This is a genomic window from Streptomyces sp. NBC_00224, from assembly GCF_041435195.1.
Classification (GTDB): domain Bacteria; phylum Actinomycetota; class Actinomycetes; order Streptomycetales; family Streptomycetaceae; genus Streptomyces.
In genome coordinates this window covers 184,030-196,883 of record NZ_CP108107.1, presented here as the reverse complement: position 1 = coordinate 196,883, position 12,854 = coordinate 184,030, and the positions used below count along the sequence as shown (strand labels likewise).

At 69.7% G+C, this 12,854-nt stretch carries 11 protein-coding genes; 8 read left to right on the top strand and 3 right to left on the bottom strand.

The window, feature by feature from the left end:
* Nucleotides 1-35: 35 nt before the first annotated feature.
* Complete coding sequence (locus OG965_RS40900) at nt 36-1,658, bottom strand: MDR family MFS transporter (RefSeq protein ID WP_371657229.1); 1,623 nt, start codon at nt 1,656-1,658, stop codon at nt 36-38.
* A gap of 733 nt (nt 1,659-2,391) precedes the next feature.
* Nucleotides 2,392-2,847 (bottom strand): carboxymuconolactone decarboxylase family protein, encoded by a 456-nt coding sequence (locus OG965_RS40895; protein WP_331723726.1) that lies wholly within the window; start codon nt 2,845-2,847, stop codon nt 2,392-2,394.
* A gap of 86 nt (nt 2,848-2,933) precedes the next feature.
* Between OG965_RS40895 and OG965_RS40890 the strand changes: the two genes are divergently transcribed.
* On the top strand, nt 2,934-3,812 hold the full coding sequence (locus OG965_RS40890) for a sigma-70 family RNA polymerase sigma factor (protein ID WP_331723725.1): 879 nt from the start codon (nt 2,934-2,936) through the stop codon (nt 3,810-3,812).
* A gap of 176 nt (nt 3,813-3,988) precedes the next feature.
* Here OG965_RS40890 and OG965_RS40885 read toward each other — a convergent pair whose 3' ends face one another.
* Nucleotides 3,989-4,678, bottom strand: coding sequence for a gamma-glutamyl-gamma-aminobutyrate hydrolase family protein (locus OG965_RS40885; protein WP_371657224.1), 690 nt, complete (start codon nt 4,676-4,678; stop codon nt 3,989-3,991).
* Nucleotides 4,679-5,130: 452 nt separating this feature from the next.
* Here OG965_RS40885 and OG965_RS40880 point away from each other — a divergent pair, with 452 nt between their 5' ends.
* The 7 genes from OG965_RS40880 (at nt 5,131) to rfbH (ending at nt 12,849) form a co-directional block, all read left to right on the top strand.
* A complete protein-coding gene (locus tag OG965_RS40880) occupies nt 5,131-5,589 on the top strand; it encodes a pyridoxamine 5'-phosphate oxidase family protein (protein ID WP_331723723.1) in 459 nt (152 codons plus the stop codon).
* Nucleotides 5,590-5,905: 316 nt separating this feature from the next.
* Nucleotides 5,906-6,775: a glucose-1-phosphate thymidylyltransferase RfbA gene (gene rfbA, locus OG965_RS40875; RefSeq protein ID WP_331723750.1), complete on the top strand. Its 870-nt coding sequence runs from the start codon at nt 5,906-5,908 to the stop codon at nt 6,773-6,775.
* 34 nt (nt 6,776-6,809) lie between these two features.
* Nucleotides 6,810-8,207, top strand: a complete 1,398-nt coding sequence (locus OG965_RS40870) for an NDP-hexose 2,3-dehydratase family protein (RefSeq protein ID WP_331723722.1) — start codon at nt 6,810-6,812, stop codon at nt 8,205-8,207.
* Nucleotides 8,208-8,264: 57 nt separating this feature from the next.
* Nucleotides 8,265-9,416, top strand: a complete 1,152-nt coding sequence (locus OG965_RS40865) for a nucleotide disphospho-sugar-binding domain-containing protein (protein ID WP_331723721.1) — start codon at nt 8,265-8,267, stop codon at nt 9,414-9,416.
* A gap of 147 nt (nt 9,417-9,563) precedes the next feature.
* Nucleotides 9,564-10,538, top strand: coding sequence for a dTDP-glucose 4,6-dehydratase (rfbB, locus tag OG965_RS40860; protein WP_331723720.1), 975 nt, complete (start codon nt 9,564-9,566; stop codon nt 10,536-10,538).
* The gene (locus OG965_RS40855) at nt 10,538-11,548 is read left to right on the top strand and encodes an NAD-dependent epimerase/dehydratase (RefSeq protein ID WP_331723719.1); all 1,011 of its coding nucleotides are present in this window, start codon (nt 10,538-10,540) and stop codon (nt 11,546-11,548) included. The genes rfbB and OG965_RS40855 overlap by 1 nt, the downstream gene beginning before the upstream one ends.
* Nucleotides 11,545-12,849: a lipopolysaccharide biosynthesis protein RfbH gene (rfbH, locus tag OG965_RS40850; protein WP_331723718.1), complete on the top strand. Its 1,305-nt coding sequence runs from the start codon at nt 11,545-11,547 to the stop codon at nt 12,847-12,849. The genes OG965_RS40855 and rfbH overlap by 4 nt, the downstream gene beginning before the upstream one ends.
* Nucleotides 12,850-12,854: the final 5 nt, after the last annotated feature.

The following is a 12,854-nucleotide window of genomic DNA, read 5'->3' as shown; positions in this document are numbered from 1 at the left end:
GGCCATTTCCGCGTTCTCGGGCCGACCCCGGTGGGCTACTTCGCCGGTACCGGCCCCGACGTGCCGCGTACCGCGGTCGCGTCGGCCTGGTCCTCCTCGGCCGTCGGCGCCTGCGGGTCCGACACATTGCGCAGCGGAACCTCCTTGGTCCACAGGACGGTCAGGAACGCGAGCGCCATCACCCCGGCCGTGAGGAGGAAGACCCCCTGCATGGAGTCGGCGAAGCCCTCCTTGAAGGGCACGGCCAGGCGCGGGTCCAGATTCTGGATGAATGAGGAGTCGTTGAGCGCGGCCGAACCGCCCGAACCGGGGTTGTTCACCAGGTCGAGCACCGGCTTGTTGGCCGGGTTCTGCAGCACGGCCGGGTCGTGCAGCGCCGCCTGGAACTCCGGCGTCTGCGCTGCCGACTTGAAGGCCGAGGCGATCTTGTCACCGACGCTGTTGAACATGATGGAGAGAAAGACCGCGGTACCGAGGGTGCCTCCGATCTGCCGGAAGAACGTGGAGGAGGCCGTCGCCACACCCATGTCCTGCGGCGGCACGCCGTTCTGCACCACGAGAACCAGCGTCTGCATGACCGCGCCGAGCCCCAGCCCGAACAGCACCATGAACGCCATCGTCTTGGGCAGCGGCGTGTCCCACTGCACCTGGAAGTGGAACAGCAGCAGGGCCACACCCATGAAGACGCTGCCGACCACCGGGAAGATCTTGTAGTGCCCGGTCTTCGAGGTGAGCCGGCCGCTGACGAGGGAAGCGACGATCAGGCCGACCATCAGCGGCAGCATCTGCAGGCCTGAGCGGGTCGGACTCGCGCCCTTCACGATCTGCAGGTACTGAGGGATCATCAGCATCCCGCCGAACATGCCGGCGCCGACCAGCACGGCCAGCAGGCTGGTCTTGCTGAAGATGCCGCTGCGGAACAGACGCATCGGGATGAGCGCGTCGTCGCCCATGCTCCGCTCCACGAAGATCCACGCGATGATGCCGGCCACGCCGATGCCGTAACAGGCCAGCGACCGCGCCGAACCCCAGCCCCAGGCACGGCCCTGCTCGGCGACGAGCAGGAGCGGCACCACGCCGAGCACGATGGTGAGCGCGCCCCACCAGTCGATGCGGTGGTCGCGCCGGGTGTGCGGAAGGTTGAGGACCTTGGCGACGACGAACAACGCGATGATGCCGACCGGCACGTTGACCAGGAACACCCACCGCCAGCCGACCACGCCGAGGATGCTGCTCTGCCCGGCGAGGAACCCGCCGATGAGCGGGCCCGCGACGCTGGAGGCGGCGAACGTGGCGAGCAGGTAGCTCTGGTAGCGGGCGCGTTCGCGAGGCGGCACGAGGTCGCCGATGATCGCCAGGGCCAGGGACATGAGACCACCGGCGCCGATACCCTGCACCGCGCGGAAGACGGCCAGCTCGGTCATCGAGGTGGCGAAGGTGCACAGGACGGAGCCGACGATGAAGACCGAGATCGCGGCCAGGAAGTACGGCTTGCGCCCGTGCAGGTCGGAGAGTTTGCCGTAGAGCGGCGTTGTGATCGTCGACGTGATCAGGTAGGCGGTCGTCGCCCACGCCTGCTGGTCGAGCCCGTGCAGGTCGTCCGCGATGGTCCGGATCGAGGTGGAGACGATCGTCTGGTCGAGCGAGGCCAGGAACATGCCCAGCATGAGACCGCTGAGGATGGTCAGGATCTGCCGGTGGCTGGGGCCGGCCGGGGCGGATGTCCTGGTGTCGTCGGCGGGGGCGGCCGGGGGCGCGCTCGCCCTCGTGCGGTCGGTGGCGCGCCGCGTGGGCGGAGCGGTCGCCGCGGAGGCGGCGGGTGTGCCGGTGGGCTGCCGGGTCGTTGTCGAGGCGCGGACGCCCTCCGGGTGATCGTTTGCCATGCCGTCGTTTCCCACCCTCATGGTCGCGGGCCCAGGACCCGCGCCGTCGAAGTCCCCGCGGCCGTACGGTGCAGGGGGTTGCGATGGCCTCGACCGCGTCCTGCCCGACTCGCGCCGGTGAGCGCGTGGTTGCCCCGCTGATGCGGGGTGCGTGTGGTGCCCTCCGCGGGCGAGGCAGGTACTGCCGCACGGGTCGGGGGGCACCGGCTCCGGAGCGTGCCGGGAGCGCGCGAGTGGGGCGGCGGCTTGGCCGTGGGCCCGGGTCGAGGTACCGCCGTTCAGCTCGCCGCGGCGGCCGGTCGTGCCGTCGGCGCCGCGCGAGACGGAGGCCCCCAGAAACTTCGACGTCTCTGGGGGCCTCCCGCCAAATGTGCTGCCTGTCCGGTGAAGCGTCGTGCGCGTCACGCGGACATGGCGGCGACGATCAGTGGTCCCGATGGGTGCGACCGCCGTGCCGCCGTACCGGAGCGCCGTCGGGGCATACCCGGGCGACGCCTCCGGCCCGGAGTCAGGACCAGGTGTTGCCCGCCGGCTCCAGGGTGGTGCGGTTGATGCGGTTGAAGAAGTTCGTCATCGCGATCTCCAGGATGATCGCGTTGAGCTGCTCCTCGGTGAAGTGGTCGGCAACGGCGTCCCAGATCTCGTCGGTGACACCCGCCGCGCCGTCCTGGAGGCGGGTGGCGGCCTCGGCCAGCGCCAGCGCCGCGCGCTCCTCGTCGGTGTAGAAGGGCGACTCGCGCCAGGCGACGACGCTGTGCAGCCGCTCATCGGTCTCGCCGGCCTTCTTCGCCCCGGCGATACCCGCGTAGACGCACGGCGCGCAGCCGTTGATCTGGCTGGCGCGCAGGTGGACCAGCTCAAGGAGCTTCTGGTCGACGCCACCGGCGGCAATCGCCTTGTGCAGGCTCTGGATCGCGGAGTAGAGGTCGGGGCTGAGCTTGGCGTTCTTGACGCGGGATTCCATGGTCCTTGCTCCTTCATCGGGTTAGCTGATCGGATTACCTGTGCTCTCACTCCTTATGACGAAGCAGGACCGAGGAAGGTAACAAGATGTCCGACACCCGCCCGACAGACTCCGTGGCCGAGGCGTTCGAGGCCCAGCGCGACCGGCTGCGCGCCGTCGCCTACCGTGTGCTCGGATCGCACGCCGACGCCGAGGATGTCGTGCAGGACGCCTGGCTGCGGCTCTCCCGCCAGGATGCGGCGACCATCGACAACCTCACCGGATGGCTCACCACGGTGGTCGGCCGGATCAGTCTCGATGTCCTGCGCTCGCGCCAGGCCCGTCCGGAGGCCTCCTACGACGACCGGCTGCCCGAGCTGGAGGTGGCTCTCGACGCCGGGCCCGCTCCCGAGGAGAACGCGGAGGTGGCCGACTCGGTCGCGCTCGCTCTCCTGGTGGTCCTCGATTCGCTGCGGCCCAGCGAACGGCTCGCCTTCGTCCTGCACGATCTGTTCGCCGTGCCGTTCAGCGAGATCGGCCAGATCCTCGGCAAGTCCACCGACTCGGCCAAGATGCTCGCCAGCCGCGCCCGCCGGAAGGTGCAGGCGACCGAGCGGCCGGGGGCCGCGGGACCCCAACAGCGCGCCGTGGTCCAGGCGTTCCTCGCGGCGGCCCGCGACGGCGACTTCGAGGGGCTGCTGCGGGTGCTCGACCCCGAGGTGAAGCTGACCGTGGACACCCCGGCCGGTACGGTCGTCACCCTCGGCGCCACCGAGGTCGCGGCCGGTGCCCGGCTGTCCGCCAGCGCGGCCGCCCTGGGCCGGCCGGTGCTCGTCAACGGGCTTCCGGGGGTGCTCTCCTGGCACGAGGACGGCACTCCGATGGCGCTGCTCGCGTTCACCGTCACCGACGACCGGATCACCGAGATCAGGGCGGTGGTCGACCCGGCGAAGCTCGCGCGGGTGGACCTGCCCGCGCCGGCCTGACCCCGGCGTGTCCGGGGCCCGGCCCCGGACACGCCGAAGGGCGGCCACCACAGGGTGAGGGCCTGTGGTGACCGCCCGAGCGGCGGTATTCGGTTTCCGGGCATCAGCACCGGTGGCTGAGCGCGGCCGGTCGAGGGCGCCCCTCAGTCCGCCGCATGGACCGCTCAGTACGCCACTCAGTACGCCGCGTTGACGAAGGCCTTGAACAGGCCCGTGATCTCGGAGCTGCCCTCTTCGGCATGCGGCTGGAACCCGACCAGGAAGCGCGCGGACGGGTCCTCCACCGCCTCGATGACACCGTCCTCCTCCGCCCAGGCGGTGGCGACGAGTCCCTCGCCGACCGTGGCCAGGCCCTGGTGGTGGTGGCACTTTCCGCTGGTGACGGCGCCGACGGCGCTCCCCAGCAGGGATTCGGACAGGACCTTGATCTCGCGGTCCGTGTGCCGGCCCGGGACGGAGGGACCGTGGGTGGGCAGGTGCTGGTGCAGTGTCCCGCCCCGGGACACTGCGATCACCTGCAGGCCGCGGCAGATGCCGAGCACCGGGATGCCGCGCCGTTCGGCGACGGCCAGGGCGGCGAAGTCGGTGACATCGCGCAGCTTGTCCGGCGGGAAGGTGTGCGGGTCGCGCTCGGCGCCGTAACGCGCGGGGTCGATGTCGCCGCCGCCGGTGATGAGGAGCGCGTCCACGGTCTCCATCACGTCCTCGACGGCTTCGGGTACCGGTGGCAGCAGCAGCGGTGAGCCGCCCGCCTCGGTCACCCTGGCGATGTAGGCCCAGGGCTGCACGGCCGCCGGAATGGTGCCCCAGATGCCCCAGTTCGCTGGAACCGCGTCCGCGGTGACCGCCACTACCGGTCTCTTCATGGGGGGGCTCTCCTCTGCTCGGTCGGCGCGTCCACGAGCGCCGGGGTTCGGTGCGTGGCGGTCACGGCCGATACCGGTGGACTTCAGGCTCTTCCGTCGCCCGGTATAGCGCGTTGTCAAATCTTTTATTCGGTACGAGAACGACCCGCCGACATCGGCGACTATGATCACAACGGGCTGGATCATGCAATGTTCAAGGCCGTACGTGTGCAAGCGCGGTATTTCGCAGTTGAACGCGCTCCCCTGTCGCATGCGCCACTATGTAAATCTTGGCGCCGTCCGAAAATCGCCCCCGGCCGGGCGACGGAAACGATAGCCGATGAATGCCCCCACAGACGGCAGAAATGGACATTTCTGCCGAATTCGGTGGCGGATGCACTTTCCTGTACCGATGGACCGGAAAACGCCGCACACGGGGCCGCCGACGATTTGCCTCAAGGAGTTGGAAATCAATGACGACTGATGCCGCACACAAGCCGAAGGTGGGCGTCATGCCTGCGGGTCACCGTGACACGCAGGGCTGGCCCCTCAGCCCCGAGATCGAGGAATTCCTCGCGGCGGACGGCCAGGGCATTCTCACCACTCTGCGGCCCGACGGCACCCTGCATTCGGTGCCCGTCAGCTTCACCTGGGACGGCGAGGCGCGGCTGGCCCGGGTCATGACGGTGGGCATGTCGAAGAAGGCCCGGAACCTGATCCAGGTGCCGGGCGGGCGGGTCTCCCTGTGCCAGCGCGACAACATCTCCTCCTGGGTGACGCTTGAGGGCACCGGCACGGTCTTCGACGACGCCGAGCGCCTGGCGGACGGGTCGCGCAGGTACGCCGAGCGCTACAAGAAGGACTGGCTCAACCCGCCCAACCCGGTGGTCATCGAGATCGCCGTCGACCGGGTCATGAGCCGGAACGTCTAATTCCTCATTTGCCACCGCCGGCCTTCTCCGGGCCGGCTTCCTCCGGCACCGAAACGGGCGGAGTTCAGGGGCGACCCTCTTGCCTACACGCCCAGCGGGGCGAGTCGATCACACACCGTTCCCATGCACGGGGTGCTGGCTCGCCCTTTGGGTTTTCCACCCGATTCATTCCCAGAAATCCATCGGCAAGCCTGCAGAAATCTGACAGTAAATTGACGATCATGTGACTGCAGATGGCTTGTATCCGTACTGTCTGGAAGTGATCATTGATGCCGATGTCCGTTGAATCGACATGAAAAAAACAAAGGGGAGCAGCATGAAGGGGATAATCCTTGCCGGTGGGCACGGAACACGGCTGCATCCGATTACGATCGGCGTTTCCAAGCAACTGCTCCCCGTCTACGACAAGCCCATGATCTACTACCCGCTTTCGGTGCTGATGCTCGCGGGAATCACCGATATACAAATCATTTCCGCGCCGCACGATGTCGAGAACTTCCGGGCTCTGCTGGGAGACGGATCCGAACTCGGCATCTCGCTGAGCTATGCCGAGCAGGACAAGCCCCGTGGTCTGGCGGACGCGTTCCTCGTCTCCGCCGACCACATAGGCGACGACTCCGTCGCCCTGGTCCTCGGTGACAACATCTTCCACGGCCCGAAGTTCGGCAGTCTGCTGTACCGGGCCGTTCAGAACGTGGAGGGCTGCGTCCTCTTCGGCTACCCGGTGCGCGACCCGGAGCGTTACGGCGTCGGCGAGGTGGACGAGCGGGGAAAGCTCATCTCGATCGAGGAGAAGCCCGCCCAGCCGCGCACCAACATGGCGATCACCGGGCTCTACCTGTACGACAACGACGTGGTCGACATCGCCCGGGGGCTGCGGCCTTCCGAGCGGGGCGAGCTGGAGATCACCGATGTCAACCGCACCTACCTGGAGCGCGACCAAGCCACGCTGATACCGCTCGGCCGCGGCTTCGTCTGGCTGGACACGGGCACCCACGACGCCCTGACCGAAGCCGGGCAGTACGTGCAGATCCTGGAGCACCGGCAGGGCGTGAGGATCGCCTGCCTCGAAGAAATCGCCTGGCGCATGGGGTACATCGACCGCGACGCCTGCTACCGGCTCGGCAGCCGGCTGGCGAAGTCGCCCTATGGCCAGTACGTCATGGAAGTGGCCCTCTCCGGATGAGGCCGCTGTTCACCGGACCTGGGGAGGGCACGGGATGAACGCGACGACGCGGCTTCGCCCGCGGACGGAACACGACCTGCGAGAGCGGCTGGCGAGGTCGGCGAGCGTGCGGGACACGGGGCACAGCCTGCGCACGGAAGACGTCGCCAAGTGGCTCGAAAAGCGCACACAGGCCCATCACTTCGCCGTGGAGCGCATTCCGTTCGCCGAGTTGGACGGATGGTCCTTCGCGAAGGACACGGGAAACCTGGTGCACCGCAGCGGCCGGTTCTTCTCGGTGGAGGGTTTGTCCGTCACCAGTTCCGAGGGGCCCTTCCACCGCTGGGAGCAGCCGACGATCAACCAGCCCGAGGCCGGGATCCTGGGCATCGTGGTGAAGGAGTTCGACGGCGTACTGCACTTCCTGATGCAGGCGAAGCTGGAACCCGGCAACCGCAATCTGCTCCAGCTGTCGCCCACCGTGCAGGCGACCCGGAGCAACTACCTGCGGGTGCACCAGGGCGCGCAGGTGCGGTACCTGGAGCATTTCACCCGGCCCGACCGGGGCCGGATCCTCTACGACGTGCGCCAGTCGGAGCACGGCTCGTGGTTCTACCGCAAGGCCAACCGCAACATGCTCGTCGAGGCCGTCGGCGACGTGGCGGAGCACGACGACTTCTGCTGGCTGACGCTTGGTCAGATCGGGCAGCTGCTGCGGCAGGACAACGTGGTCAACATGGACGCGCGGACCGTGCTCGCCTGCCTTCCCGCCGGGGACGTCGAACCACGGGCGCTGCACTCCGACGCCGAGTTCCAGTCCTGGATCACCACCGAGCGTTCGGGCCAGGACGTGGTGACCCGGCTCGTCCCCCTCTCCGGCATCGACGGCTGGGAGCGGGGCGAGGACACACTCGCCCGGACCGACGGCCGGTTCTTCCGTGTGGTCGCGGTCGCCGTGCAGGCGGGCAGCCGCGAAGTGCCGGCCTGGTCGCAGCCATTGTTCGAACCCGTCGGCCTGGGAGTCGCGGCCTTCCTCTTCCGCCGCATCGACGGCGTCGTGCACCTGCTGGTGCGGGCCCGCGCGGAGGCGGGCTTCCTGGACACCATCGAGCTCGGCCCCACCGTGCAGTGCACTCCGGGGAACTGGGACCACCTGGACCCCGCTGAGCGGCCCCCCTTCCTGGAGGAGGTGCTCAGTGCCTCCCCCGAACGCGTCCGCTACGAGGCGGTGCATTCCGAGGAGGGCGGGCGCTTCCTGTACGCGGAGAGCCGCTACATGTTCGTCGAGGCCGACGAAGCCGTGGCGCCACTGGATGCCCCGCCCGGATTCCGGTGGTGCACCCAGGACCAGCTCAGTGCGCTCACCTCGCACGGGCACTACGTCAACGTCCAGGCCCGGACGCTGCTGTCCTGCCTCAGCACGGGCGCGGTGCGCCTGGAGCACACCGACTGACACGTCGCACGTGAACGCACGCCACCCATGCCCTCTCACCGGAAGCCTTTGACCCCCATGAAATTCCTGTTCATCGCCGGCGGCAGCCCGGCGACCGTCTTCACCGTCGTCCCGCTGGCAACCGCCCTGCGCAACGCCGGACACGAGGTGCTCCTCGCCGCCAACGAGCCGCTGACCGACACCGCGTCGAGCGTCGGGCTGCCGTCGGTCTCGCTCAACCCCGAGCCGGTCTTCCACTTCATGCGGTTCGACCGGGCCGGCAAGCCCGTCGACCCGCCCAAGGGACACCGGGAGAACATGCTGCACACCGCCCGGTCCTTCGCCAGGATGGGCATAGCCGGCCTGGACACCCTGCGCCGCCTCGGAGCGGACTGGCGGCCCGATGTCGTCGTCGGCGGCTCGATGACCTACGCCGCGGGGCTGTTCGCCGCCGAGATCGGCGTCCCCTACGTACGCCAGGACTGGGACGTGGTCCCGACCACCGAGGCCGACCCCGGGGCCGAGGACGAGCTGAGGCCCGAGCTGGAGCGCCTGGGCCTCGCCGGGCTGCCGGTGCCCGCCCTGCACATCGACGTGTGCCCGCCCTCGCTGCGGCCGCACCTGCCGTCGCCGCACGCCGACGGGGCGCAGCCGATGCACTGGCTCCCCGGCAACAGCCAGCGCCGCCTGGAGCCGTGGATGTACACCCGTCCCCAGGACCGCAAGCGCGTGGTGATCACCACGGGCACCCGCGCCCTCGCCTTCCAGTCCGCCGAGGAGATGCGGCGTCTGGTGGAGGAGTTGGGCCGGACCGGGGCCGAGGTGCTGATCGCGGCGCCCGAGCAGGTCACCGAGAAGTTCGCCCCGGAGCTGGGCGACACCCGCATTGGCTGGCTCCCGCTGGACGTCGTGGTGCCGACGTGCGACCTGCTGGTCCACCACGGTGGCGGCGTCACGGCCATGACCGCCATGAACGCCGGGGTGCCGCAGCTCATCACCCCCGAGGCCTCCTACATGGAGATCGTCGCGAAGGCCCTGACGGACTTCGGCGCCGGCCTCACCGTTGCGAGCGCGGAACAGGACTCCACCGAGGCGATCCTGGCGGGCTGCCGGGAGCTCCTGTCCGATGCGCGCTACACGCAGCGTGCGGGCGTCCTCGCACACGAGATGGCCGTGCTTCCCGCACCGGCCGAGGTGGCGAGCGTCCTGGAGAAGCTCGCCGTCCGCTGAACCCGGCGGCCGGGGCGCGCCACGGCACAGCCGCCGCGCCCCGGTGAGCCCCCGGCTCGTCCCTCCGCAGATCGAACCCGACGAGGAGACCTCAACGATGACTGCAGCCCGGTGCCGGACAGGTGCCCTCGTGAAGAAGGAGACGCGGTGAGAGTGCTCGTCACCGGTGGGGCCGGCTTCATCGGTTCCCACTTCGTCCGCACCCTGCTCGAAGACGGCTACCCCGGGCTCGAAGGCGCTGCGGTCACCGTCCTCGACTCGCTCAGCTACGCCGGCAACCGCGCCAACCTGCCCGCCGCCGACCCGCGCCTCGACTTCGTCCAGGGCGACATCCTCGATCTTCCGCTGCTGCTTGACCTGCTCCCCGGGCACGACGCGGTGGTGCACTTCGCCGCCGAGTCGCACGTGGACCGCTCCATCGACGACGCGAACGTGTTCGTCCGCACCAACGCGGAGGGCAGCCAGAACGTCTTCGAGGCGTGCCGGCGCACCGGCGTGGAGCGGGTCGTGCACGTCTCCACCGACGAGGTGTACGGCTCCATCGACTCCGGCTCCTGGACGGAGCAGGAACCGCTGCTGCCCAACTCCCCGTACGCCGCCTCCAAGGCCGCCTCCGACCTGATCGCCCGGGCCTACTGGCGCACCCACGGCCTCAATCTGTCGATCACCCGCTGCTCCAACAACTACGGCCCGTACCAGCACCCCGAGAAGCTCATCCCGCTGTTCGTCACCAACCTCATCGAGGGCATCCCGCTCCCGCTGTACGGCGACGGCCTGAACATCCGGGAGTGGCTGCACGTCGACGACCACTGCCGGGCCATCTGCCTGGTGCTCCTGAACGGGGCGGCCGGCGAGGTCTACAACGTGGGCGGCGGCAACGAGCGGACGAACCGCGAGATCGCGGAGCGCCTGGTGGAACTGGGCGGCGCCGACAGCTCCGTGATCCGTCGCGTCGCCGACCGCCTGGGCCACGATCTGCGCTACGCCCTGGACGACACGAAGATCAGGGAAGAGCTGGGGTACGCCCCCCGCGTCTCCTTCGAGCAGGGGCTCGCCGACACCTTCGCCTGGTACCGCGACAACCCCGCCTGGTGGAAGCCGCTGAAGGGGAACAGACCCTGATGGCCCCCACGGCCCTGGTGCTGGGCGGCACCGGATTCATGGGCGGGCATCTGTGTGCCGCGTTCCGCGCCGCGGGGCACCGTGTCGTCTGCGTCTCGCGCGGCCGGTCCCGGACGCGGCCCGGCGACGACGGCCTGGTGCATCTGCACCACGAACTCGGTGCGCCGACACAGGACGTGGCGGCGCTGCTGGCCGACGTGGCACCCCAGGTGATCGTGAACGCGGCCGGTGTGGTGTGGCAGGCCGAGGAGGACCGCATGTGGTCCCTCAACGCCCGCTTCGCCGAGCGGCTCGCCCGTGCGACGGCGGCGCTGGCGACCCCGGCCCGCCTCGTCCAGCTGGGCAGCTCCCACGAGTACGGGCCGAGCGAGCCGGGCACCAGCACCGCCGAGGACGCCGTGTGCGCGCCCGTCTCGGTGTACGGGCGCACCAAGCTCGCCGCCACCGAGGCGGTGCTGGACACCGTCCGCGAGCGGGGGCTCGCCGCCGTGGTGCTGCGGGTCGCCAACGCCACGGGACCGGGCGTGCCGGCCAACAGCCTCCTGGGAACGGTCGCGCACCGCCTCGCCGCACCGGAGCCCGCCCACGACGGCGCCGAGCGGGCGGAGCTGCGGCTCGCGCCGCTGCGCGCTCAGCGCGACTTCGTGGACGTCCGGGACGTCGCGGCCGCCGCCGTGCTCGCGGCGACCGCCCCGGCCGGCGAGGTCACCGGCCGCGTCATCAACATCGCCCGGGGCGAGGCCGTACCCGTACGCCGGCTGGTCGAACGGCTCATATCCCTGGCGGACCGGCCCGTGCGGCTGACCGAGCACCGGCCGCCGCCGGTGCCCGGCCGGGCCGGGCCGGGCCAGGACGCCCGCGTACTGCGCGCGGACCTGGAATGGCAGCAGCTGGACATCTCGCGGGCGCGGCGCCTTCTCGGCTGGCAGCCCGCCGTGGACCTGGACACATCACTGACAGATCTGCTCGCGGCCGTCCGGCTGCCGGAGCAAGAAAGGACGCGCACGTGAGCGCTCACAAGAACCTCGTGCTCGACGAGGTCCGCAAGTTCCACCAGGACACCCAGCCGCAGGGCGGCTTCGTTCCCGGCGTGACCGAGATCTGGCCGTCCGGCGCGGTCCTGGAGGAGGAGGACCGGGTCGCGCTGGTCGAGGCGGCGCTGGAGATGCGGATCGCCGCGGGCGTCAGCTCCCGCAAGTTCGAGTCGTCCTTCGCCCGCAAGATGAAGCGCCGTAAGGCGCATCTGACGAACTCCGGGTCCTCCGCGAACCTGCTGGCGGTGTCCGCACTGACCTCGCACGTGCTGGAGGACGAGCGGCTGCGGCCGGGCGACGAGATCATCACGGTCGCCGCCGGGTTTCCCACCACCGTCAACCCCATTCTGCAGAACGGCCTCACTCCCGTCTTCGTCGACGTCGAGCTCGGCACGTACAACACCACCGCCGCCCGGGTGGAGCAGGCAATCGGCCCGCGTACCCGGGCCATCATCATCGCGCACGCCCTCGGCAACCCCTTCGAGGTCGCCGAGATCGCCCAACTGGCCGCCGACCGGGGGCTGTTCCTGATCGAGGACAACTGCGACGCGGTGGGCTCCACGTACGACGGCCAGCTGACCGGCACCTTCGGCGACATGACCACGGTCAGCTTCTATCCCGCGCACCACCTCACGATGGGCGAGGGCGGCTGCGTCCTCACCTCGAACCTGGCGCTGGCCCGGATCGTGGAGTCGCTGCGCGACTGGGGCCGCGACTGCTGGTGCGAGCCGGGCGAGAACGACAAGTGCCTCAAGCGCTTCAAGTACCAGATGGGCAGCCTGCCGGAGGGCTACGACCACAAGTACATCTTCTCCCACGTCGGTTACAACCTGAAGGCGACCGACATCCAGGCGGCGCTGGGCCTGACGCAGCTGGCCAAGCTGGACGACTTCTGCGACGCGCGCCGGCACAACTGGCGCCGTCTGCGCGAGGGCCTCGACGGCGTCCCGCACCTGCTGCTGCCCGAGGCCACCGACCGCAGCGACCCGAGCTGGTTCGGCTTCGCGATCACCGTCGACCGCGAAGCGCCGTTCAGCCGCGCCGAGTTCGTCGACCACCTGGAGGAGCGCAAGATCGGCACGCGGCGTCTGTTCGCCGGCAACCTGACCCGCCACCCGGCCTACCAGGACCAGCGGCACCGCGTCGTCGGTGACCTGACGAACAGCGACATCATCACCGACCAGACCTTCTGGATCGGCGTCTACCCCGCCATCACCGACGAGATGATCGACTACGTCGTCTCCACGGTGAAGGAGTTCATCGCGAGTCGCGGCTGATGGCC